Here is a 23890-nt window from a genome sequence, read left to right as displayed (position 1 = left end):
CAGTACAAATAAACTTTTATTCTGAGGTATAGCGTTGTGCAAATGCCAACCCAGCTGTGCCTGATGTACTTTGATTTTAATTGTGAGGAAATTTCATGAAGAAACTATCAGTTTCTTATGCGATGTGTGCCGTTATTTATTTGCTGTCGGCTTCAGCGCAAGCGCAACCCGTTGATTGGGAGCGCTGGCTGGCATCACAGATAAAGCAGCACCCAGACATCATCGCGGCCCGCGAGCAACTGCAAGGCTCGGAAGCTACTGCGGACGCAGCGGAACAGCCACTTTACAACCCGGAGTTATCTTCTGAGCTGGAACAGGTTGGTGAAGAAAATAACTACCGTGTAGGTGTTTCTCAAACGGTTGACTGGTGGGATAGACGAGGTGCTAAACAGCAGCAGGCGGCTTTTATCCGACAAGCAGCTAAAGCCCAGTATCAGCAACAGGTTATGAGTAAGACTGCTGAGGCTCTATCAGCATTGGTTGAGTGGCGTGCCAGTAATCAAGCCGCCATTATAGCTCAGGCACAAAAAGAGCAACTTAATGCATTATTGCAAGTGGCTGAAAAGCGCCAAAAAGCAGGAGATATAGGCACTATTGATGCTGAGCTCACCTTTCTATCTTTATCAAAACAGCTGGCACAGGTTGCTGAGCTTGAAGTCGCTTTGCAAAAAGCCGAAAGCAGAGTGCGCGAACTTTTGCCACAGTGGACTCCTGAAAAAGGAGGCATTCCCGAAGATTTCTGGCCTTCGGAGCCGGTGTCAATTACTGACCAGGAGTTGTTACAACATCCCTATGTTGCCAGCGCTCAGGCTCGCTGGAAGTCCATCAAGGAAGAAGCGGAAGCAACCCGCCGCGCAGCCAAAGCAGAGCCGACCTTTGGAGTCAATGCTGGTCGCGACGGTGGAGAAAATACTGTCGGCCTGACCTTCTCAATTCCTTTGAATGTACGTAATGACTACAGTGCCGAAACTCGTGTGGCTAATCGTGCAGCACTAGAAGCAGAGGCCCGATTCTTGGCCGTTTATCGCAATCTACGGTTTGACTGGCAGGCTGCACAAGCTGCCTGGAAACGTTATGACGAGCAATACCGACGCTGGCTCGAGCTGGCTCATGGCAGAGTTGAAAATAGTGCTGACTTGTTGGAAAGCCAGTGGCGAAGCGGTGATCTATCAACAACTGACTACCTGCTTGCTCTCAACCAGCGTTCGGAGAGCTTGCTGGCAGGAATCTCACTCGAAAAGCACACACAGCTTGCGTTAACCGAAGTGTTGCTGCACTCCGGCCAGCTCAAAGCTGTTGCACCAACTGCGACTAAGCCACTGAATTAAAGATAGGATAATGAACATGAATAGATTATTGATAGCGATGCTAAGCGCCGCAATGACTGCACCAAGCATAGGGCTTGCAGAAACGATGAGTGGTGAGGCGCACGAACATGATAAGAGCAAGCCTGCTCAAGAAGTTATTGAGTATAAGGATGATTCGTCTCACGAAGAACGCTCATCGAACGCCACGGATGAACATGAGCGTCATGGTGATACAGAACATGAGTCTAGCGATAGTTCCCACAATGAAAGTCATGATGAGGCTGGACACAGCGAAAGTAATACTGAAGAAGATGGACATGGGCATCAAGAAGAAGCTTCTGCCACTACGGCACTAAATACTGCCCAAATGACTATTGCTGATATCCAGGTTGCTCCTCTCACTGCCAAGCGTATTGATTATGAGTTCTACGCACCAGGGGAAGTTCTTTCTAATGGATACACTAGCTACATAGTGTCACCGCGAGTAGCTTCCGTTGTATTACGGCGGCACGTAGCATTGGGCGCTCATGTCGAACAAGATCAGCCACTGGTCACCCTGTTCAGTGAGGATGTGGCACAGGCCCAGGCAGACTATCGCACCGCCTGGCCTGAATGGGAAAGAGTCCGCAAGCTCGGCCGCAAAACCGTTGGAGAGCAGCGTTATATCCAGGCCAAAACCAGCTGGGAAGCGGCTCGGGCAACGTTGCAGGCCTATGGGTTAGCTGAGTCAGATTTGCAGTCCCTGGCATCGCAAGATATTAAGGCATTGGGCGAATATACCCTACGTGCCGAAACCGATGGTTCTGTGTTATCTGACGACTTCGAGCAGGGGCAGCGCGTCGAAGCTGGTTCTCCTCTGATCAAGCTGGCCAATGAGAAGCAGCTCTGGGTCGAAGCACACCTTCCAGCAGATCAGTCTATATCACTTCCGCTCGGTACATTGGCTGACATTGTGGCTGGTGATATCCGAATTCAAGGCAAAGTATCCCAAGAAGCACATACCATAAACCCCGTTACACGAACCCGAACAGTGCGCTTATTGGTGGACAACCTGGAGCATAGGCTGCATCCGGGACAGTTTGCAGAGGTCTTCTTTCGTTTTCGTACAGAAGAGCCGGTATTGGCTGTGCCAGAGTCAGCGCTCATGCGGAATCCCGATGGAGACTGGGCAGTTTTTGTAGAAGAGAGTCCAGGGCAGTTTCGCTCTCAAGAAGTTGAACTAAAGCGAGCACTAGGTTCGTTACGTGAAATTAACGGCATTGTTCCCGGAACTCGTATCGTTACCGACGGTGCATTTTTTGTTGCTTCACAAATCGCCAAAGGCGGTTTTGATCCGCATAACCACTAAGCACTAAGGAGACTCTATGTTTAATCGAATTGTCGATTGGGCGGTCACTAACCGTTTGCTGGTGGCGATTGCGCTCATTACACTAACGGTCAGCGCCTTTTTTATTATTCCAAGGCTGAATCTTGATGCATTTCCGGATGTTACCAACGTTCAGGTCTCGGTCAATACTGAAGCCCCTGGCTTGGCTGCCGAGGAAGTCGAGCAGCTGATAACCTATCCGATTGAAGCTGTCATGTACGCTCTGCCTGATGTAGAAGAAGTAAGGTCTATTTCAAAGACTGGCTTGTCTGGCGTCACTGTTGTGTTTAAGGAAGGCACTGATATTTACTTTGCCCGGCAACTGGTATTCGAGCGACTTCAGGCTGCCAAAGAGCTGATTCCAGAGGGCGTTGGTACACCCGAAATGGGGCCAAACACTTCTGGGCTGGGGCAAGTCTATCAGTATTTACTGGTTGCCGAACCCGGTTCGGGTTTCGATGCCATGGAGCTACGCAGTTTAAATGACTGGGTGGTCAAGTTGTTGCTTATCCCGGCCGAAGGCGTGACTGATGTGCTGTCTTTCGGCGGTGAGGTGCGTCAGTATCAGGTCGATCTGAATCCGTCAAAGCTGTTATCTTACGGTCTGACCCAGAACGATATCATGGCGGCTCTGGAGCGTAACAACACCAATGTTGGCGGCTGGTATATGAACCGTGGTCAGGAGCAATTGGTGATCCGAGGTACCGGCTGGCTCGAGCATGGCAAGCAAGGGCTGGAGCAGATCCGTCAAGTTCCCCTGAAAACGGTGGATGGCACCACTATCACCGTATCGGATGTAGCCAAAGTGAATCTGGGTAGCGAAATCCGCCAGGGCGCAGTGACCATGACACGCCGAACTTCGGATGGGAAAGTTGAGACACTAGGCGAAGTCGTCTCAGGCATTGTATTAAAACGTTTAGGCGCCAATACCAAAAGCACCATTGATGGGGTTAATGCCCGTATCGAGCGTATTAATCAGGCGTTACCGGAAGGAGTTAAGTTCGAGGCTTACTATGATCAGGCCGATCTGGTGACGCAAGCGGTTGATACCGTTGTCAATGCTCTGTTACTGGCGTTTGTCTTCATTGTGGTCATTCTGGCGCTGTTCCTAATGAATTTGCGTGCTACCTTACTGGTACTGATCTCAATTCCAATTTCCATCGGTATTGCTTTAATGGTGATGGCGTGGTTTGGTCTTTCGGCAAACTTAATGTCTCTAGGCGGTATTGCCGTGGCCATTGGCATGCTCGTGGATGGCTCTGTAGTGATGGTCGAAAACATGTTCAAACATTTGACCCATCCCGATGCTACCCATGACAAAGATAGACAGACAATGGTTCAGGATGATCCAGATCCTGTTGATGCAGCTCATGATAGCCATGGGATTGCTTTACGCTTGCAAGAAGCTGGCAGAGAGGTAGCAAGACCTATATTTTTTGCTACAGGAATTATTTTAGTTGTCTTCATGCCGCTATTCAGTTTCGAAGGGGTCGAAGCCAAACTGTTCCAGCCGATGGCTATCAGTATCATGCTGTCTATGCTGTCCGCGCTGATTGTAGCTTTAATCATAGTCCCAGCATTAGCCACCTACCTGTTTCGCAAAGGGATACGCCCGCGGGAGAGTTTCGTCTTGAAACCACTTGATAAACTCTACCGCAAGGGTTTGTCGTGGGCTATGAGCCACAGTAAGGTCGTCGTTGGTATTGCTGTAACGCTCGTGGTTGCGGCAGCTTTAGTAATACCGCGTCTGGGTACCGAGTTTGTGCCTGAACTCGAAGAAGGAACGGTCAACCTCCGGGTAACACTCGCTCCGTCCTCCAGCCTGGATACTGCGCTTGAAGTCGCTCCAAAACTTGAAGCAATGCTGATGGAATTCCCGGAAGTCACCTATGCGTTATCACGCATTGGACGTGCCGAAATTGGCGGTGATCCAGAGCCAGTGAATAACATTGAGATCTATATTGGTCTTAAGCCAGTGCCAGAATGGACCAGCGCCGATAATCGTTATGAATTTCAATCCCTGATGGAGCAAAAGCTGGAACAACATCCAGGATTGCTGTTCAATTTTTCACAACCGATTGCCACCCGTGTGGATGAGCTGTTATCGGGGGTTAAAGCGCAACTAGCGATAAAGCTCTTTGGTAAAGATCTTGATGTGCTGGCTGAAAAAGGGCAGGCAATTGAGGCAGTGGTCAAAAAGATCGACGGTACGCGTGATGTTGCCATGGAGCAAATTGTCGGTGAAGCTCAATTGGTCGTAAAGCCCAATCGCCGCGCATTGTCTCGTTATGGACTCGACGTAGCGGATGTCATGGAAGTGGTTCGAAATGGGCTTGGCGGTGCCAGCGCTGGACAAATCATCAATGGTAACGAACGTTATGATATCTATGTTCGGTTGGATGAACGTTTTCGCCAAGATCGCGAAACTATTGCTGACCTTCGTTTGCAGGCACCTTCAGGAGCCTGGGTTCGCCTTGGTGATGTAGCCTCTGTAAATATTGCTTCCGGCCCGCCGCAGGTTCGCCGAGATGATGTTCAGCGCAGAGTAGTCGTTCAGGCCAATGTGCAAGGGCGTGATATGGGCAGTGTGGTAGCAGATATTCGCGCAGCGATTGCTGAACAAGTTGATTTGCCAACGGGTTACTCCGTGGATATAGGTGGACAATTCGAAAATCAACAGCGAGCACAAAAGCGTCTGTCGCTGGTCGTGCCATTATCGCTGGCGCTTATTGCCTTGTTGCTTTACTTTGCCTTTGCTTCGGTTGGTCAGGCTATGCTGATCCTGGTAAATGTACCTCTAGCCGTTATTGGTGGGGTGTTCTCACTCTGGCTGTCAGGGCAGTATTTATCAGTGCCCAGCTCGGTCGGATTTATTACCCTGTTTGGCGTCGCGGTACTTAACGGTGTAGTGATGGTTGAAAGTATCAATCAGCGTATCAAGGATGGCCTACCTGTCAGTGAAGCCGCTTTTGATGGTGCCGTATCCAGGCTTAGACCGGTATTGATGACAGCAGTGACATCTGCGTTAGGTTTAATACCGATGTTGCTATCAAATGGCGTTGGCGCAGAGATACAAAAACCGCTTGCCAGTGTTATCGTAGGCGGGCTGATAACAGCCACATTTTTAACACTGTTTGTGTTGCCCGTTCTGTTTGCCTGGTTTTCAAAAGGTAAGTTGAAGGAGAAACACTAACTAGCAATCTGCCGGCTCTATTTTGGAGTCGGCAATACTTTATAATAGCAAGATGGTTTGAACCAACACCCCATTAATGCTGAAAGCTCGCCCATTTTCGTATCGAGGACTCTCCGCTTTAGACTATAGTGATCGGGGAGGGGGAAAGCCAATATCAAAAAATGCAAGGTATACCTATGAGCCAGAAATGTAACCGTGACTGCAAAGCAGATGCTACAGATGAAACACAAGATATTACTAACGACGACAAGTTATTTGAAGGGGCACATGTAAGCGAATACCACGTTCCTAAAATGGACTGCCCATCAGAGGAAGGCATGATCCGAATGGCACTGGACAGTCTTGAGCCAAGTGTAATCCTCGAGTTTGATACACATAAACGCATAGTTAGAGTGTTTCATCACCTTGAACTCAGGGACATGGTAGAAGACCGGATAACGTCTCTTGGGCTTGGGGCTAGATTGGAATCAACTAACGCTGTGGACAGCGAGATTATCCATAAAGCAAGGTTGACGGCACAAAATGAAGAAGCAGAGGAAGCTGGGATACTTAAAATGCTATTAGCTATTAATGCAGTGATGTTTATTACAGAACTTGTTATCGGCTGGTGGGCACAATCGACCGGATTGATAGCTGATTCATTGGATATGTTTGCCGATGCAGCAGTGTATGGGGTGGCACTATACGCCGTTGGGCATGGCGTCCGAAAAAAACTCCGTGCAGCGCATATATCAGGATGGTTACAGATTATATTAGCTCTGGGTGTATTAACAGAAGTTGTGAGGAGACTGGTTCAAGGGAGTGAGCCTGAGTCAAACCTTATGATGGTGTTTGGCTTAATTGCCTTGGTAGCAAATGTCTGGTGCTTAATCTTAATTGCCAAAAAGCGAAATGGCGGCGCTCACATGAGAGCAAGTTGGATTTTTTCTGCTAACGATGTCATCGCCAACCTTGGTGTTATTATTGCTGGGGGGTTGGTAGCATGGACGGGGTCGCAATACCCAGACTTAATCATTGGCTTTATCATTGGCTCAATTGTTTTAACTGGTGGTTTTCGCATATTGAAGATCAAATCCTAAAGTAAGAATAAAGCTCCACAAGAGGTAATCTTAAATGCATGATCATTCGCACTCACATGGTTCAAATACTCGTATAGGTTGGGCATTTTTTCTGAATGTCACCTTTACCATTATCGAGTTTATAGGAGGTATCTTAACCAATAGTACCGCCATCATGGCCGATGCAGTCCATGATCTTGGCGACAGTTTATCCATTGGATTTGCTTGGTTCCTTAGTAAAGTTAGTGAGAAAGGTTCAAATTCAGAGTTCACCTATGGTTATCGCCGATTATCACTGCTTGGAGCTCTTATTAATGGCCTAGTCCTGATTATTGGTTCTGCATGGGTTCTGACAGAAGCTATCCCTAAACTCCTGCAACCAGAAATGCCTATGGTTGAGGGCATGATCGCGTTAGCCGTGTTTGGGGTGCTAGTTAATGGTTTTGCGGCTTATAAATTAAGTAAAGGTAAAACTCTTAATGAGCGTATACTCAACTGGCATTTACTGGAAGATGTACTTGGTTGGGTTGCAGTTTTAATCGTTTCCATCGTACTTCTTTTTGTTGACTGGCCCATTCTTGACCCAGCTTTGTCGATTCTTTTCACTCTCTATATTTTAATTAATGTTGCTAAAAACCTTTGGCACACTATAAGGTTATTTTTACAGGCAATCCCTGACAAAGAACTGTCAAAATCAGTATACAAAACCTTAATAGAACTTGAAGAAGTGGACAGTATCCATCACCTGCACTTGTGGTCATTGGATGGAGAGCATCACGTACTTACTGCTCATCTAGCTCTACAGGATGCACTATCTATGCAGCAACAGCTGGAGTTAAAAAAATCTATAGCAGAACGATTGAGTAAATTTAATTTAGAGCATACGACTATTGAGCTTGAAATGACTGACGAGCAATGCCGCGATGCTTCTGAAGCTTTGTAATTGGGAGAGTACAGCTATAATTTATATTGTGGCCGCACAGTAACTGGTACCCTTGACTTATGCGTCGATTAATTTATTTCGTTGAATCAAATCTTGTTTGGTTTGTGATTATTGTAGCTGGAGTTGGCCTGATATTGCCCGAATCCGGGAAGTACCTCGACTCCTCAATAGCCCCTTTACTTGTGATTCTGATGTTTGTGATCAGCCTTACATTTGATGCACATGCCGTACGAATAGTCTTTCGCAAACCGTCAAGACAGTTTTTGGCAATGGGGCTCGTCTATGGCCCGATTCAATTGCAGGCTTCTTGACTGGTCGCCTTTTTCAATGCGGTCAATACAGCCTTTTCTCCTTTCGTAGTTCCGCTCCTTTTTCTATGGCTGACAGGGATACAGCTAGAAGTCCCTCTCGTTTCCATCATCCTGGAGTTAGCTCTAGTTGTTTTAGTGCCTACAATTCTCGGTGTAACCTTACGCACCAACTTTCCGACGATTATTTCAAAGCATGATTCGACTTACGCAGGAATTGGGTCAGTCTTCTATCTTGTAATATTACTTGCGGTAGTGGCTTCCAATGCAGAAACCATCATTGGTTATGGATAGTATGCTTTTGTAATTGCTGGAGCAGCTTTAAGTCTAAATCTTTGTGGCTACTTAATTGGAATGGCTTCACGGTTTATAACGACAGACCGACCGGAAGTCATCGCATACCTATTTACTGTCAGCAAAAAAGAATTTAGCATTGCAGCGGCTTTTGTGGCTGCATCCCGGTTGCCATCAGAAATAGTAATACCAGCCACATTCTTTGCAGTAATTCAGATGATCACATCTCCTATTGTGGCCAAATATCTTGCTTGAGGCTAGCTCTCAAACAGTTACTGAAGAAACTTTCCACGAAGAAATATGCAGTAAATTGGTAGTACCGTATCACTGGAAACCAAAAGCAGACTCATAAATATCTTTTCTGACGAAAGATAAAGCTTACCCAGCACAGCAAGACAGTTCTTTAATATCTTTACTGAAAGTTTGTGCACAAAGCTTCAGGCCTTCCACCATAGTTAAATAAGGAAACAATTGATCCGCTAAGTCATCCACTGTCATGTGGTTGTGAATCGCCAGTGCCGCGCTCTGGATAATCTCGCCGCCATCATGAGCTAATACTTGGGCTCCGATCAGGCGTTGGGAGCCAGCTTCAACCACCAGTTTGATGAAACCCTGAGAGTCGAAGTTAGCCAGTGCTCGAGGCACGTTTTCCAGTGGCAATACTCGACTTTCGGTCTCAATATTCTGTGCATGAGCTTCTTGTTCTGACAACCCTACCGTTGCTACCTGCGGTTCGGTAAAGATCACGGCTGGCATCGCGGATAGATTCAACCGAGCTTCACCCCCTGTCATGTTAATCCCTGCACGACTGCCTGCCGCTGCCGCGACATAAACCAGTTGCGGCATGTTACTACAATCACCTGCTGCGTAAATATGTGACTGTGATGTGCGCATCTGATCACCTACAGTGACCGCTCCATTGGCCTCTTTTTCTACACCGGCAGCGGCAAGATTAAGCTTACCGGTATTAGGTGCACGGCCGGTGGCGACCAGCAATTTATCGCCACGAATTTCTCCTTGCTCGGTATCAAGGATAAACTTATTATCTTCATAAGACACCTGACTGGCTTGGGTATGTTCCAGTACGCGAATGCCTTCCTGTTCAAAAGCTACGGTTAAGCCTTCTCCCAACAGTGGGTCTTCACGGAGCAATAAAGTACTGCGAGCCAAGATAGTGACCTCTGCACCCAGCCGACGATAAGCTTGAGCAAGTTCGACAGCCACAACTGAAGAGCCTATCACTAACAAGTGCTCAGGTAGCTCAGTTTCGAATAAAGCTTCCGTCGAAGTCCAATAAGGGGTATCAACCAGGCCTGGAATAGGAGGAATAGATGGCTGACTGCCGCTGGCAATCAAAAAGCGATCTGCAACCAGCTCTTGCTCGTAACCATCTTTGTTGCGAATAGTTAAGGTATGAGTATCTTTAAAAGATGCATAACCTTGTACCAATGACAATGCTGGATTGGTATCCAGAATATGCTGATATTTGGCGGCACGTAACTCTTCCACGCGTGCAGTTTGTTGTTTCGCTAACAAGCTACGATCCAAAGAAGGTTCATGATTTTCTAGACCGTCGAAAGGATTGTTACGCTGCTGTTCAGCCAGCTGGGCAGCCCGGAGCAGAATTTTCGAAGGTACACAACCGACATTAACACAACAACCTCCGATCACATCTCCAGCTTCAACGAGTGTGACTTGTGCTCCATTTTCCACTGCCTTGATAGCACAAGCAAAAGCAGCCGAGCCAGTACCGATGATAGCGACATGCAGCGACTTTTTGTCAGTCACATCTTCACTATCGCAGCCATCTAACGCGACAGGTTGAGCCGTGTAGCCAAGAGCTTTGATGGTATTGATTAGCGTCTGTTCATTGACATCAGATTCTGCTTCGACGACTGCACTGGATTTCGTATAAAAAACGGTGGCATTTCTGACGCCAGGCATGACGATCAAGGCATCTTCGATCTGCTGAGGGCATCTTTCACAAGTCATTCCAGAGATGGAGAATTTACGCATAAAGACCTCCTTATGGATTTGAGTGAGTGTTGTCGGCAGGAAGCACACAACTTTCATTGTCACAGCGTTTATTCGCTGGCGAAAAAATATCCCAGATTGATACCGCTACCATCAGTGCCAAGGCTGAGTACGTCACATAAGTGTTCCAGGCATATTGAAAGAACGGATAAAGTGATAGCAACAACAGAATAGGCCCTAGCATACCAAGCAGGTTACGATGCCACTGCTTGTGACCAATCCAGCCAAGTCCGTTAACTATTAGGCTAACCCAAGCCAATATAGGCAAGAGTGTATTGATAAAGAACCACTACCACTGACTGAGGAACCCTGCCCGATGGCTGCCCCCAAGCTGGCGATGGCCGGAAAGCACATGGCACAACCCATGGCAGACACCACGGCACCTAATGAGCTGGCTTTGTCGCCAATGCGGGTAAAAAGACTCAGCAGGTTCTTCATTAGTATTCGTCCTTTATTGCTTTACCACAGATGGATAGCCGGCATTTTTTGTGGCCTCGGTCAGCTTTTCCACCGTAGTTTTTTCATCATCAAAAGTGACCACGGCTAACTTATCTTCGAAGGTCACTTCAGCTTTGGTAACTCCCTCAACCTGTTGCAATGCTTTTTCCACCGTAATCGGACAAGTTACGCAGGTCATCGTGGGAACTTCAAGCATGACTGTTTGCTGCTTGGCAAACGCACCCAAGCTAAGTATTGATAGTAGGGATAATAGTGCAATTTTTTTCATCTTCTTCTCCAAGGGTTATTTCTCAACGATATAATTAAGCAAACCAGATAATCCAGTAATTGCTAGTGACTAATATTAATGCAATGAAGGCGGTTACCCAGAAAATGATCTGCCGGCGCTTACGTACTTGTGGCATTGCACAAGCGGTTCCAGGCTCACACTCTTCTATAGGTCGATAAACTTTCCAACCGGCAAAACTAAATAAAACCAGTACCAGCAAGATAAAAATAGGGCGGTATGGCTCCAATACGGTCAGATTGCCAATCCAAGAACCACTAACGCCTAGTAGTAACAAGACTAAGGGCCCAGCACAACAAAGCCCAGCACCAATAGCAGCAGCAATACCACCAACTAGCGGTAAACTGGTATCGTTTTTTGCCATGGCTTACTCCACTTCAAATGTTCTGATAGAAAACAGTATAAACTCCGTATCCAAGTACGGAGTCAAGGGGTTTAGCGATTGTTATTAGTTGTTTTCTGGGAGAAGGGAAGTAATAATCGGGCAATGTGCCTGTTCAGTGTTGCTTGCACATTGTTTCAGTAAATCATTAAGACTGGTTTCTAAGCGGCGTAGATCAGCCATTTTTGCACGAACACTGGCAAGTTTGTGGTTTGCTATACTTTGTACTTCTTGGCAAGAAGTCTCTTCCAGCATCAGCAAGTTAGCGATCTCATCCAAGGAAAACCCTAACTCTTGAGCACGTTTGATAAACCGAATGCGATTCAAAGTCGTCTCAGGATAACGACGATAACCTTTAACGGGTTTTTGGGGCTGTTCAATTAAGCCGCACCGTTCATAATATCTAACGGTCTCAACGTTTACGCTTGCCAATTTGGCAAGTTGACCAATTACATACATAATTTAACCGTATTGTCGGTACTGAAGTGGGTAGTAAAATTCTAAGTTGAAAGTACGAATATAACAAACAGTGTATCAATAGCGCAAAGTCTGCTGTTAGTTCGTTGAGATATTCAATATATTTCATATGGTTAAACTATTTTTTGGTCGATTTATCACGAATCGTGGCCGTACCTCAATAAAAGATGAAATATTACAACTTCAAATTAAGCATGAGATTGAGATACGGCTGAAGGCTGTCAATACATCTGCTATTTCCAGAGAAGCTGGGCGGGTCTCTGAAATTCTAGTAACGGATGCTTTTGTTAAAAGATTTAATGAAGAGCTAAAGTTATTGGGTGCTTCAAAAGTTAGTGTCGAATTAATAAAAACTAAAACAACGTTTGGAAAGGCGCAGCACAAAATACAGCTACATGGGCTGAACCCCCAACATAATCGAAGCAGGGCAATGAGCGTTCTCAGTGAAGGAGAGCAACGGATCGTGTCGCTTGCTGCTTTCCTTGCGGATGTCATCAGTAAACCAAATTCTGCCCCCTTTATTTTCGACGACCCTATCTCATCTTTAGACCAGACTTATGAGGAGAACACGGCAAAACGGCTAGTAGATTTGAGTGCTGATAGACAAGTGATTGTTTTCACGCATAGACTAAGCTTATTAGGGCATCTGATTGAAAAAGGCAATGCTGAATATCGGCATATTAGGCGTGAGCCCTGGGGCTGTGGAGAGCATAGCGAACTTCCAATTTTTGCTAAGAAGCCAATCAATGCAGTTAAAGACCTTAGAAATTCAAAGTTGAGCGCTGCCCGAAAAGCCTTAGAACAAGACGGTTATGATAGTTATTATCCATTGGCAAAAGCGATTTGCAGTGACTTCAGAATACTACTTGAAAGAATTGTTGAGAATGAACTGTTAGCAGATGTTGTTGCAAGGCATCGTAGAGCCGTAAACACCAAAGGTAAGATTCATAAGTTAGCAAAAATAACCACGGAAGATTGCGATCTTATTGATCAGTTAATGGGGAATTTTTCGGACTATGAACACAGCCAATCTAGTGAGTCGCCTGTGGATATTCCGGAACCAGATGAGTTGCATGATGCACTTACTTTAATAATCGAATGGCATGAAGCTTTTAGTAAGAGAAGAGAGGAGATGTGAAAATCCGAGTTTAATAACCTGTAGAAATTTCAAACCATTCATCTTTAAAAGGTTGAGGTTAGCTGGTTACCTCAAAAGATTATTCAAACTTAAATGCAAATAGCTACCTCTCTTGCTAATTTCTACTTGAATATTCAATTCAAAGCTTTATATTAAAGGTTCAACTAAATACAAATGTAGAGACTACATATGTTAAATAACACGCTTAAAGCTGGCGATATCATTGTCAGCGACTTCGGATTTTATCAACACTGGTCAATTGTTTCAGATACATTTTGTGACAAAGGCATTCCAATGCTTATATCAGCCACAGAAAGAAACGGAACAGTGAAAGAAGAGCCTTGGGATATAGTTACTCAAGGAAAGCATTCTTACCCAATCCAGGCAAGATATATCATCCCCGTGAATGTAGCCTTATCACTCGCAAAATCTCAAATTGGTAAATGGAAATATTCAGTGATAAGCAGTAATTGTGAGCATTTTGTCAGGTGGGCTACACGATTAAATGTTAGCTCTACTCAGGTGATTGCAGGTACCTCTGGTGTTGCCGCTGGTTTATTGCTGGTGGCATTGTTTGCTAAAAATCCCAAATTATTAAAGTACCTTGGCGGTGCTGTTGCCATTGGAGCATTTGCCGTACTCAACTCTAGAGCCACGATAAAATCAGAACCTTAGGATACTTCATACTAAGATCCAGCCTGGCTAGAAATAGTCATGGCTGGATGATTTAGAAATAGTTTAAATATCATCTATGTTCGACGATGTAACAAATTATGGGAGCGGATGAGGGCGGATATTGTGCCTTTAACGGATTTAGATTTCTAAATAGCTGTTAAGCAATCTCGTACAAGGAGCACTCACAGCCATTTTCAACAGCGTAGACATTCTTAATCTTTCGAAGTAGATTCTGTTCAAAGTAATACTCAGCTGAGTTTAGGACTTCCTGGTTCTTAATTTCAAGAAATACATATCTACCCATACCATCGTAACCGTACCAACCCCAGCATTTATCATCGTTGTTATATGCAAGTGTTAATTTTGGAGATTGGCCTTCAATTATCTCGATAAATAAGTCATGATTCATGATAGGAAGCTGCTTGATTGATGTACTATATGTCCGTATTACACATCCTTTATTCGAGTAAGACAAGGCTTCTTTAAACCTGTGCCTTTGTTATCGCAGTTTATAAGAAGGGTTTTAATTATGGAAAAATACGTGATCCATATTGATGATGTCATAAGTGAATTCAGTCCAGTTCTTAGACTTTGGCTAAACAATGGATTAAGTAAATACAGTTACAGACTAGCTGCGTTTGTAATTCTACAAATTGCTGAAAATTCTAATGATAATTTTCCCATAACTATAGCACCAATGGAATTTAATACTGAATATTACAAAAACGACCTAGTTAACATTTCCAACAGAGTTAACGTTGGTATCGACGAAATAAAAGCATTCTATTGTAGCAGTGAAAGTTGTTATATAGATTTTGACATAAAAAAAGTGGGGCGGACAAAAACTATTCTTGTTAACTCATATTCCAATCAATACTCTGAAATATCGCTAGATAATAAATCAATACTAAAAAATATTCTGGGACTAAAAAGCCTCTATGCAACAAGATTGTATCTACTCATCAATCATATCTTGGAGTGTAGTGAAAAACAGTTAGGCTTTTACTCATTTCATATGGATGAAATTCTGAGCTATTTAGCTCAAAGCAACCAATCTAAATATCAGAATAGATTTACTGATATATGCAGAAGGCTTCTGGCTCCATCAATCGAGCAAATTAACGAGGTCACCAATATTCAATTAACCCTAGATCAAATGCATGGCGATTTCTGTCGAGAAAAAAAGGGGATGATAGGTCTATTCGCTTATAAAACCTAATCAATTTATCGAGCACTATAACTCATTGATTTTTATGTATACTTTTTTTACAAAGGTTTGTGTTATTTTATAAAGGTTTATGTCATAAAATTACAAACCTATATGTTCACGAGTGGTTTTGGATATCTATCTTATTCTCATAAACAATCAATTTAACATAATATAAGTTATGCGAATATGTAGATGTGGGTGAGGTATATTAGGGTTGGCTTGAAAAAGCCACTATAAGGGATTGATTTAGCGATACTCTTGTAAGTTTACGAGTCGCTATACTGCTGTTATAGCTTGTTCTAATCATCAAATGCTTCGATTATTGGGCATGGGCCTGTCTTGCTGGTTCGGCATTCTGTCGCGAGTTGCTGCAATGAGTTCCTTGCCTGTTTGAGTTCTGCTATTTGTTTATCGAGTGCTGCGACTCGTGCAGATGCAAGTTGATACGCTTTGTGGCGGTCGTCGCTTGAGTCTAGCGTGATCAATTCTTTTATCTCTGCCAGTGTGAATCCTGCGGCTTTTGCTTTAAGTATAAACTTAAGTTGCCTCAGATCTTCATCACCATAGCGACGAATTCCGCCTTCTTGGGAAGGAATATTGAGTAAGCCTTTGCGCTGATAAAACCTGATGGTTTCGACGCCAACGCCGCCTGCCTGTGCAAATTTGCCAATTGGAAACATGTGTCTTGACTCCGTACTATGGTACTGTATTTATACTATCACCATGTCAAAACATGTACGAGGATAAACTATGACTCCTAAGCAAGAAAAGAAAGCTGTACTGTATCGAATGGTAATGGACAAACACGTATGCCCATACGGGCTCAAAGCCAAAGACTTGTTGCAGCGTGAAGGCTATGAGGTTGACGATAACTGGTTAACTTCTCGTGACGAGACAGACGAGTTTAAGTCTAAGCATGATGTATCCACCACTCCGCAGATATTTATCGAAGATGAAAGAATTGGTGGCTACGATGCTCTCAGAGAACATCTGGGTAAACCCATAAAGTCTGAAGATGAAACCAGTTACCAGCCGATTATTGCGCTATTCAGCATGACGTTTTTGATGGCAATAGCGGCAAGTATTGCAGTCTTCGATACAGCGTTTAACCTACAAGCCTTGCATTGGTTTATTGCATTCAGTATGGCCATTTTAGCGATGCTAAAACTACAGGATATCGAAAGCTTTTCCACCATGTTTCTTAACTATGATCTGCTCGCTAAGCGATGGGTCCCCTACTCTTATATCTATCCCATAGCGGAAGGTCTTGCTGCTGTATTGATGATTGGAGGGTTGCTGCCCTGGTTGTCTGCACCATTAGCTCTCACCATTGGTACGATAGGCGCAATATCAGTGTTTAAAGCCGTTTATATCGATAAACGAGAACTGAAATGCGCTTGCGTTGGCGGTTCCAGTAATGTCCCTCTTGGATTTATATCACTGACTGAAAACTTAATCATGATAGGCATGGGTATTTGGGTAGGATTAAGTGCTCTGGGAGTTACTTTGAGTTAGTCGCCTGAAACAAAAATGGCAATCAATGAACGTACACAATATAAATGGATGACTGGCATTTCCTTAATCAACATAATGTACCCAGATGTTGGCTACACGTAGCCTACTATTCCAAGTGTCCATTTTAGTTGTGTTGAAAGCGATCTATGCTAAACCTGCAGCAATATATCGTTATACGACCCTGTTAGAGACTTAACAAACACTTGATCTGGATTAAGTTTCTTGTCTTTTTTTGCTGTATTATTATGCCCATAAACCTCTATTTTACTTAGATTATGCTTACTCATCTTGATGATAAAGGCCATGCTCATATGGTTGATGTGACGGATAAGAGCAACAGCTCGCGTGTGGCTGTGGCTGAGTCTGTGGTTCGTTTTAATCCTGAGACGTATCGCTTGTTGCTGGATGATGCTTTACCTAAGGGTGATGTGTTCGCTACAGCGAGAATTGCCGGTATTCAAGCGGCTAAGAAGTGCAGCGATTTGATTCCTTTATGCCATCCATTGATGCTAACTTCGGTTAAAATTGCTTTTGCTTTCAATGATGAGGAGCATCAGGTGACTATCGAGGCGTTGTGTAAGGTTTCGGGTCAAACAGGGGTTGAGATGGAGTCTTTAACTGCGGCGTCGGTTGCTGCCTTAACGCTATACGATATGTGCAAGGCGGTGGATAAGGGAATCGTTATTGGCCCTACTCGCCTGCTGGAAAAGTCGGGCGGTAAGTCGGGTCATTGGCAGGCGGAACACTCTTAGGTAAACAGTAAGTCAGGCGAGTAATTATTATGATTAAGGTTTTATTCTTTGCTAAATATCGCGAGCAGCTAAACACCGATTCGCTTCAACTTGATGCTGATTTTTCATCGGTTGAGTCACTGATTGATGTCTTAAAAACTAAAGGCGACACTTGGCAGCAGGTGTTTTCGCAATCAGGTTTGATGATTGCTGTTAATCAACAGATGGCTAAATTGAACAGCTCATTGAAAGATGGTGATGAAGTAGCGTTTTTCCCTCCTGTTACAGGTGGTTAGTGATGTTAATTAAGGTACAGCATGAAGACTTTGAACTGTCGTTGGTGAGCGATTATTTCAAGCAATGCGGCACTGAAATTGGCGCGGTCGTTACTTTCACTGGTCTGGTTAGAGATTTCCAGCATCAACCTGATGATAAGGAACGCGTCGAAGCATTAACTCTGGAACACTATCCCGGCATGACCGAGTCGGTTCTCACTCAGTTGGCTGAGGATGCCAAGTCGCGATGGAGCCTTAACGAGGTGGTTATTATTCATCGTGTCGGCACTTTATATCCAGGCGATAATATTGTTTTAGTGGCCACCGCTAGCGCGCACCGTCAAGATGCTTTCAATGGCTGCCAATTCATTATGGATAGTTTGAAAACCACGGCACCTTTTTGGAAAAAAGAACAAACCAGCCATGGCGCTCGTTGGGTTGATGCTAAACAAAGCGACCAAAGTGAAGTGGATAAGTGGCTTACCCAAAAAGTGCAAAAGAATACTAAAGATCAGAAGGTGAATTAATATTCGCCAGTTTGTCCGCTTGATCTGAACAATCCACCTGGCTTGGACTCTGCAACATCACCCACTCCTGCGCCCTCCTATTCCCACTCTTCAAGTAATCGCACAGTGAGCCTTTCAGCTGACTACTGAGTACGCAGTGTAGTGGTTGTAGCCGGTCGCCAATGCTAAGACAGCTAATTAAGGCTGAGCTGTTGTGATAAGTGTCGATAAGCTTTGTCAGCATGGCCTGGTTAATTTGCGGTGTATCGCATGGCAGGATAAGCCATGTCTCAGCCTGGTAAGTGTCCATCGCTGAAAGGATGCCGAGCAAGGGACCTGCAAATGGTTCTATGGCTTCATAACTCTTATCGCTGACCAGATGTTCGCTGTATTTCCTGTATTGATCAAAGTTGCGATTACAACTGATCACCAGCTGATTAATATCCGATGTGGGCAGTGCTTCAATCAGGTGCTCTATCATCGGCTTGCCATAATAATCAATCAGCGCCTTGTCTTCGCCGCCCATACGCGAGGATCTGCCGCCTGCGAGCAATAGCACATTTAGTATGCCTTGTTTGGTGCGATTATTGATCATTGGCGAGCAATCCCTTTAGGCCTTAATCGAAACGGCTTTAATTTGCGCAATAACGTTTTGACCTTGGCGTATGTTTAACTCTGCTGCCGACTTTTTGGTGATGAGAGAAAATAAACTTTGTTGGCCAAGCTTTAACAGCAACAGTTTACTGGTAGTTGAATAATCGATGATCTGTTCCACTGTCACTTCAAGCAAGTTCAAAATACTGCTATCCGTGACTTTACTCAGGCTGACGGAAACGTCTTTGGCATAGACAATGATCTTCAATGGATTATTTACGGCCATGACTTGCGGAATATACAAGTTTTGATGTTCACAACTTAACCGGCTTAAGCCGTAGTCTTTTTGGCTAGCTCTGTGTTCTGTAGATTTGTTTTCTTGCTCTCTACTTTCTGCTTCTATTTGCCCTATCAACACCGAGCACAATTGTTCAGCGGGTAAAGATTGATTGTTGTAATTGGAGCAATAGTCTTCAAGCGGATAGCAGCCAGTAACCACACCATCTTTGACCGGTAACACATGGTCAGCTAATTTTAAAAGCTCTTCATAAGCATGTGTGACGTAAATAATCGGCACGTTAAACAGTCTCGGTATTTGCGCCAAATAGCTGATGATGGTTTGTCGTGCTTGATCATCGAGTGCCGATAAAGGCTCATCCATTAGTAGTAATTTGGGGTACGACAGGAGTGCCTGAGCTATGGCGCAACGTTGCTTTTGTCCCCCCGACAGTGTGGAAGGTTTCTTGTTTAAGAATTTGGCCAGGCCTAATGCTGTGACCACTTCATTAAAAGAGTAGGCTCGCGGCTCGCTACCCCCTCTTCGCTTGTAACCATATTCAAGGTTTTGTTTAACGGTTAAATGGGCAAACAATTCAGGTTGTTGTGCAACGTAGGCAACGTGCCTTTGATAAGGGGGTACAAAAACTGATGACTGGCTGCAAAGCAAGGTCATATCATCTAATAGCATTGAACCCTGGGGGCGTTCGAAGCCAGCGATTGCGCGCAAAAGAAGGCTTTTGCCACTGCCACTTGGTCCCCAGATCACAGTGATGCCCTGCAAGGATATGCTTTGATTGGCAGTGACCCGAAAACCTGTTTTCTGCAATTTAAGGTCGAGGGCTAATTCACTCATGCTTCAGCCCTCTTGCGATGATTTAATCGGTATGAAACCAACATTAACAACACAGAAATAATCACAATAATAATGGCTAGCTTATGAGCTTCTGTGTAATTCAGCATTTCAACTTGTTCATAGATGGCGACAGACGCCACTTTAGTTTCGCCGGGAATGCTGCCACCGATCATTAAAATGACGCCAAACTCACCCATGGTATGGGCAAAGCCTAAAATTGAAGCGGTAATAAAACTATTACGGCATAAAGGAACTACTACAGAGAAAAACGTATCCAGCGGTTTTGCACCAAGGCTGTATGCGGTTTCAATGGGTTTACGACCGAGTGCTTCGAAAGCATTGTGCAGGGGCTGAACGACAAAGGGTAAAGAGTAAATGATCGAGCCGATCACCAGACCGCTAAAACTAAACAAGAGATTGCCAATGCCTAAGGCTTCGCTGAGTTGCCCCACCCAACCATCAGGAGACAGCAGAATCAGCAAATAAAAACCGATAACGGTTGGCGGCAGTACCAATGGCAATGCAACAATCACGGAAACAATGTGTTTGAGCCAGCCTGTGCTTTGCGATAATTTCCAGGCGATTGGCGTTCCAATTAGCAGCAGGAATATCGTGGTCACGAAAGCCAGTTTGAGCGATAGAAGAATCGGCTGCCAATCAATGATAAAGAAGTCCATAGACGAATCTAACTTAGCAATCTTTTATGTGAGTATAGCCCATTTCGCTTATCAGTGATTGAATTTCATCAGACAATATATAGCGATACAGGCGTTGTGCACTTTGCTGTTTGTTGCTCGAATGTAATACCGTCATCTTCTGCTTAATCGGAGTGTATAGTTCTTTAGGCACTAACCATACGTATCCTGTGTTCGCGTCATGTACATTAGAGTAAGCAACAAAACTGCCATCCACCACTTTATGCATGGCATATTGATAAGCCGCTACCACATTTTGTCCGTAGATAATTTTTGCTGGAAAATCATGGATGACATGGCTGAGAGTCGATTCGGCAGCTTTACCATAAGGCGCAAGATTTGGTTTTGCCATGGCAATTTTTGCAAGGCTGCTCAGATCTTGAAGCTGGGTTATTTGATGCTGCTGCGAATAAAAGGCTAACTGACCACAAGTATACAGCTGCGATGTATCTGCCAGCTGGTTATCTAATAAAGCATCGACTCGTTCCTCATCCGCCGATAGAAACAAATCAAAAGGAGCGCCATTGATTGCCTGCGCATAGAGCTGTCCGGTTGAGCCTGAGTGTAAAATGATAGCGCTTCCCGTTTCTGCTTCATAGCGCTCTGCAATGACCTGCATAGGCTTTAAGAAATTAGCAGGAACCGCAACGCTAATAGTTTCTGCTTGCACAAAAGCAATATTGAAAGACAGCAGAATAGCAGCGATTTTAATCATTTAACCACCGGTCATATTCATAAAGCGTAGAATTTGTACATCACCGTCATTACTAAAGTGATGTTCTTTCGGCTTGTGTTTAATCGCCCCGATAATTCGTTCTTTTAATAATTCTGTTTGATTGGGGTAACGTCGAACAATGGCTCTTAAATCGAGGGAGTCTTCATTACCCAGACACAGTAATAGCTGGCCCTCAGCAGTCAGGCGTATGCGATTACAGCTACCGCAGAAGTTATTGCTGTGAGGTGAAATAAAACCAATATTGCTGCGATGACCCTGAATCGAAAAATAGCGTGAAGGGCCTCCGGTGTTCAAGGTTGAAGGCAGCAGTTCATAATGTTCCTTGATGATTGCTTTTACGTCTTCGCTTGAGCAGAAAGTTTTTGCGCGATCATGCGATGAAATATGCCCTAATGGCATTTCTTCGATAAAACTGATATCCAGCTCATTGTCCAACACATAATCCAATAACGCAGGTATCTGCTGATCATTCTGGCCTTTCATGATGACAGCGTTGAGCTTGATTTTTTCGAACCCAGCATCCTTGGCTGCTTGAATGCCATCAAGCACTTTAGATAAAGTTCCTGTGCGAGTGACCGAATGAAACTGTTCCTCATCCAATGTATCAAGGCTGATATTCAAACTGCGAACACCGCTTTGATATAGTGGCTTGGCTAACTTAGTGAGCATCGAACCGTTGGTGGTTATAGCAAGATTATTTAAGCCATCTAACTTACCCAAACTGGATGTGAGCTTGATGATATCGTGGCGAACCAATGGCTCGCCACCAGTTAAACGTATTTTGTTGACACCAAGCTCAGTAAAAGCCTGACTGATTTGTGTTAGTTCTTCATAACATAGTAGTCTTTGTTTGGGCAAAAAAGTCATGTCTTCAGCCATGCAATACACGCACCTGAAATTACAGCGATCAGTTACCGACAATCGTAGATAGGTGATCTGACGGCCGAAGGGATCGATTAACTTTGTTTGCTCACTCATAAGGCTACTTCTTTTGTTATTGACCAAAGAAAATATTGTCTTGTTCCAGCTTTAGTTCCAAGCCTTCGATAGTCGAATCTTCTACAAGCTGGTACAGATAATCGCTGACGGCCTGGCGGTGACGGCGCAAATTCAGGTAATCATGAATCTTCTCGCTGACCATCGAATACTCCAGCTGTTTACCAGCAATTTTTTTATTGATAAACACGATATGGTAGCCATAGCGGCTTTCAATAGGCTTGTCATAGATCCCTTCATCAAGCGGGAACAATTGGCGTTCAAACTCAGGCACCGTTTGCCCTTTGCTGATCTGACCTAGCGAGCCACAAGTTTTACTGGAAGGACAGTCCGAATACTCAATCACCATGTCGGTAAAAAGAGAGCTATTTTCAAGAAGTTTGTTAATTAACTTTTCAGCCAATGTTTTCTTCTGAATACGACCTTCGATATCATCAGGAGCGACAGCCAGTAAAATATGACTCACTTCCATAATGGGTGCGGTCATAAATTTTTGTGTATTCTGCTCATAATATCGCTGACAGTCTTCATCAGACACTTGCTTAAAGTTGATATTTTTCTCAATCAAATCTTCAAAAGCCTGCTCTTCATTGTCTACCTTTGAAGCACGATCTTTTATCTGTTGCTTGAGAAGCTGGCGAATCACCAGAGCCTGGCCTGCTTTTTGAATCGCTGATTCAGCATCATTGGCAGGATGGTATTGAAGCTCTTCAGACAAAAGCTTTTCATCAATGACCTCACCATTAACTGAAATAACAGGTATCTCGAAAGGCGCTTGTTGATCCTGTTTGGTGGGTTTGTAAGTTGCCGCTGTTGACATATAAATCTCCTACCGAATAACTTTTAACTTAACCGTATACCGTTTAGAAACAGGGGAAGAGACTCCCCCTGCTCTACCGCTTATCGCTGTCTAACGACTTGATATTTTCGTCCAAAGTACCAGATGGGCATGCTGATAATATGAACCAGTCGCGTGAACGGGAATACTAGAATCATAGTCATGCCGACAAACACATGCAGTTTGTAGATGATATTAACGTTAGCAATATAAGCTGCTGCTTCGAACCCTTGGAAAGTAACGATGGACTGTGCCCAGTTCGCTAGTTGTACCATTACTGAACCGTCCATGTGTTGGCTGGAAACAGCAATCGTTAGTAGTCCTAATAACAACTGAACTAATAACAGGAACAGAATGAAAATGTCAGACTTACTGCTGTTAGCTCTAACACGGTCATTAGTTAAGCGACGGTGAATCAACATAACCAGGCCGATTAAGCAGATAATGCCGAAGAAACCACCGGATACCATCGCCAGTAATTGCTTATCTGCGGTACTGATAAAGTAGTGGTAAATGGCTTCAGGCAGAAGCAATCCTACAAAATGCCCCAGCAGAATAAAGATCACACCAACGTGGAAGCAAATACTGGCTATCCGCATCCCTTTATTGCTGAGCATTTGGCTTGAATGTGCCTTCCAGGTATAAGGCTCGCGATCGAAACGGATCCAGCAGCCTACAATGCATATAGCTATTGCAATGTAAGGATAGATCCCAAAAAGTAGTGTGTTGAAATTTGACATAA

At 44.4% G+C, this 23890-nt stretch carries 25 protein-coding genes and 1 pseudogene; 13 read left to right on the top strand and 13 right to left on the bottom strand.

The window, feature by feature from the left end; genetic code table 11:
• Positions 1-95: 95 nt before the first annotated feature.
• From ACN0VI_RS08180 to ACN0VI_RS08155, 6 genes are all read left to right on the top strand, one after another.
• Positions 96-1328: a TolC family protein gene (locus tag ACN0VI_RS08180; RefSeq protein WP_417446400.1), complete on the top strand. Its 1233-nt coding sequence runs from the start codon at positions 96-98 to the stop codon at positions 1326-1328.
• A 16-nt stretch (positions 1329-1344) separates the two neighbouring features.
• A complete protein-coding gene (locus tag ACN0VI_RS08175) occupies positions 1345-2655 on the top strand; it encodes an efflux RND transporter periplasmic adaptor subunit (protein ID WP_417446399.1) in 1311 nt (436 codons plus the stop codon).
• A gap of 16 nt (positions 2656-2671) precedes the next feature.
• Complete coding sequence (locus ACN0VI_RS08170; protein ID WP_417446398.1) at positions 2672-5866, top strand: efflux RND transporter permease subunit; 3195 nt, start codon at positions 2672-2674, stop codon at positions 5864-5866.
• A gap of 176 nt (positions 5867-6042) precedes the next feature.
• Positions 6043-6945 (top strand): cation transporter, encoded by a 903-nt coding sequence (locus ACN0VI_RS08165; protein ID WP_026309318.1) that lies wholly within the window; start codon positions 6043-6045, stop codon positions 6943-6945.
• Between the two features lie 34 nt (positions 6946-6979).
• The gene (locus ACN0VI_RS08160) at positions 6980-7867 is read left to right on the top strand and encodes a cation diffusion facilitator family transporter (protein WP_417446397.1); all 888 of its coding nucleotides are present in this window, start codon (positions 6980-6982) and stop codon (positions 7865-7867) included.
• Between the two features lie 311 nt (positions 7868-8178).
• The gene (locus ACN0VI_RS08155; protein ID WP_197047990.1) at positions 8179-8469 is read left to right on the top strand and encodes a bile acid:sodium symporter; all 291 of its coding nucleotides are present in this window, start codon (positions 8179-8181) and stop codon (positions 8467-8469) included.
• Between the two features lie 378 nt (positions 8470-8847).
• Here the strand turns inward: ACN0VI_RS08155 and merA are convergent, their stop codons facing one another.
• The 5 genes and pseudogenes from merA to merR form a co-directional block, all read right to left on the bottom strand.
• The gene (gene merA / locus ACN0VI_RS08150) at positions 8848-10485 is read right to left on the bottom strand and encodes a mercury(II) reductase (RefSeq protein ID WP_012801201.1); all 1638 of its coding nucleotides are present in this window, start codon (positions 10483-10485) and stop codon (positions 8848-8850) included.
• 10 nt (positions 10486-10495) lie between these two features.
• Positions 10496-10941: pseudogene (merC, locus tag ACN0VI_RS08145) on the bottom strand (organomercurial transporter MerC).
• Between the two features lie 13 nt (positions 10942-10954).
• Entirely contained in the window at positions 10955-11230 is a 276-nt protein-coding gene (gene merP / locus ACN0VI_RS08140) for a mercury resistance system periplasmic binding protein MerP (RefSeq protein ID WP_012801202.1), read from the bottom strand.
• A gap of 34 nt (positions 11231-11264) precedes the next feature.
• Complete coding sequence (locus ACN0VI_RS08135) at positions 11265-11612, bottom strand: mercuric transporter MerT family protein (RefSeq protein ID WP_012801203.1); 348 nt, start codon at positions 11610-11612, stop codon at positions 11265-11267.
• 84 nt (positions 11613-11696) lie between these two features.
• On the bottom strand, positions 11697-12089 hold the full coding sequence (gene merR / locus ACN0VI_RS08130; protein WP_012801204.1) for an Hg(II)-responsive transcriptional regulator: 393 nt from the start codon (positions 12087-12089) through the stop codon (positions 11697-11699).
• Between the two features lie 127 nt (positions 12090-12216).
• Between merR and ACN0VI_RS08125 the strand changes: the two genes are divergently transcribed.
• The 3 genes from ACN0VI_RS08125 (at position 12217) to ACN0VI_RS08115 (ending at position 15139) form a co-directional block, all read left to right on the top strand.
• Positions 12217-13245 (top strand): AAA family ATPase, encoded by a 1029-nt coding sequence (locus ACN0VI_RS08125; RefSeq protein WP_417446396.1) that lies wholly within the window; start codon positions 12217-12219, stop codon positions 13243-13245.
• A 189-nt stretch (positions 13246-13434) separates the two neighbouring features.
• Positions 13435-13920: a lecithin retinol acyltransferase family protein gene (locus tag ACN0VI_RS08120; RefSeq protein WP_417446395.1), complete on the top strand. Its 486-nt coding sequence runs from the start codon at positions 13435-13437 to the stop codon at positions 13918-13920.
• A gap of 529 nt (positions 13921-14449) precedes the next feature.
• Positions 14450-15139: a replication initiation protein gene (locus ACN0VI_RS08115; RefSeq protein ID WP_417446394.1), complete on the top strand. Its 690-nt coding sequence runs from the start codon at positions 14450-14452 to the stop codon at positions 15137-15139.
• Between the two features lie 290 nt (positions 15140-15429).
• On the opposite strand, the gene ACN0VI_RS08110 is transcribed toward ACN0VI_RS08115, so the two are convergent.
• Positions 15430-15810: a MerR family transcriptional regulator gene (locus tag ACN0VI_RS08110; RefSeq protein ID WP_331892780.1), complete on the bottom strand. Its 381-nt coding sequence runs from the start codon at positions 15808-15810 to the stop codon at positions 15430-15432.
• A 70-nt stretch (positions 15811-15880) separates the two neighbouring features.
• Between ACN0VI_RS08110 and ACN0VI_RS08105 the strand changes: the two genes are divergently transcribed.
• The 4 genes from ACN0VI_RS08105 (at position 15881) to moaE (ending at position 18178) form a co-directional block, all read left to right on the top strand.
• Positions 15881-16645, top strand: coding sequence for a MauE/DoxX family redox-associated membrane protein (locus ACN0VI_RS08105; protein WP_417446393.1), 765 nt, complete (start codon positions 15881-15883; stop codon positions 16643-16645).
• A gap of 275 nt (positions 16646-16920) precedes the next feature.
• On the top strand, positions 16921-17397 hold the full coding sequence (gene moaC, locus ACN0VI_RS08100; protein WP_417446392.1) for a cyclic pyranopterin monophosphate synthase MoaC: 477 nt from the start codon (positions 16921-16923) through the stop codon (positions 17395-17397).
• A gap of 29 nt (positions 17398-17426) precedes the next feature.
• Complete coding sequence (moaD, locus tag ACN0VI_RS08095; RefSeq protein ID WP_417446391.1) at positions 17427-17672, top strand: molybdopterin synthase sulfur carrier subunit; 246 nt, start codon at positions 17427-17429, stop codon at positions 17670-17672.
• Positions 17673-17674: 2 nt separating this feature from the next.
• The gene (moaE, locus tag ACN0VI_RS08090) at positions 17675-18178 is read left to right on the top strand and encodes a molybdopterin synthase catalytic subunit MoaE (protein WP_417446390.1); all 504 of its coding nucleotides are present in this window, start codon (positions 17675-17677) and stop codon (positions 18176-18178) included.
• On the opposite strand, the gene mobA is transcribed toward moaE, so the two are convergent.
• The 7 genes from mobA to narI all read right to left on the bottom strand — a co-directional run bounded on the left by mobA (position 18156) and on the right by narI (position 23888).
• Complete coding sequence (gene mobA, locus ACN0VI_RS08085) at positions 18156-18752, bottom strand: molybdenum cofactor guanylyltransferase MobA (RefSeq protein ID WP_417446389.1); 597 nt, start codon at positions 18750-18752, stop codon at positions 18156-18158. The genes moaE and mobA overlap by 23 nt on opposite strands.
• Positions 18753-18767: 15 nt before the next feature.
• Positions 18768-19883, bottom strand: coding sequence for a molybdenum ABC transporter ATP-binding protein (gene modC, locus ACN0VI_RS08080; RefSeq protein WP_417446388.1), 1116 nt, complete (start codon positions 19881-19883; stop codon positions 18768-18770).
• Positions 19880-20560 (bottom strand): molybdate ABC transporter permease subunit, encoded by a 681-nt coding sequence (modB, locus tag ACN0VI_RS08075; RefSeq protein WP_417446387.1) that lies wholly within the window; start codon positions 20558-20560, stop codon positions 19880-19882. Before modB ends, modC begins: the two co-directional genes overlap by 4 nt.
• 13 nt (positions 20561-20573) lie before the next feature.
• The gene (modA, locus tag ACN0VI_RS08070; RefSeq protein ID WP_417446386.1) at positions 20574-21293 is read right to left on the bottom strand and encodes a molybdate ABC transporter substrate-binding protein; all 720 of its coding nucleotides are present in this window, start codon (positions 21291-21293) and stop codon (positions 20574-20576) included.
• Positions 21294-22292: a GTP 3',8-cyclase MoaA gene (gene moaA, locus ACN0VI_RS08065; RefSeq protein WP_417446385.1), complete on the bottom strand. Its 999-nt coding sequence runs from the start codon at positions 22290-22292 to the stop codon at positions 21294-21296. It lies immediately after the preceding gene.
• A 16-nt stretch (positions 22293-22308) separates the two neighbouring features.
• The gene (locus ACN0VI_RS08060) at positions 22309-23130 is read right to left on the bottom strand and encodes a peptidylprolyl isomerase (protein WP_417446384.1); all 822 of its coding nucleotides are present in this window, start codon (positions 23128-23130) and stop codon (positions 22309-22311) included.
• Positions 23131-23210: 80 nt separating this feature from the next.
• The gene (gene narI, locus ACN0VI_RS08055) at positions 23211-23888 is read right to left on the bottom strand and encodes a respiratory nitrate reductase subunit gamma (protein WP_417446383.1); all 678 of its coding nucleotides are present in this window, start codon (positions 23886-23888) and stop codon (positions 23211-23213) included.
• Positions 23889-23890: the final 2 nt, after the last annotated feature.

Source organism: Kangiella sp. (genome assembly GCF_048265365.1).
Taxonomy (GTDB): Bacteria; Pseudomonadota; Gammaproteobacteria; order Enterobacterales; family Kangiellaceae; genus Kangiella.
This window is presented reverse-complemented; position numbering and strand designations above follow the sequence as displayed.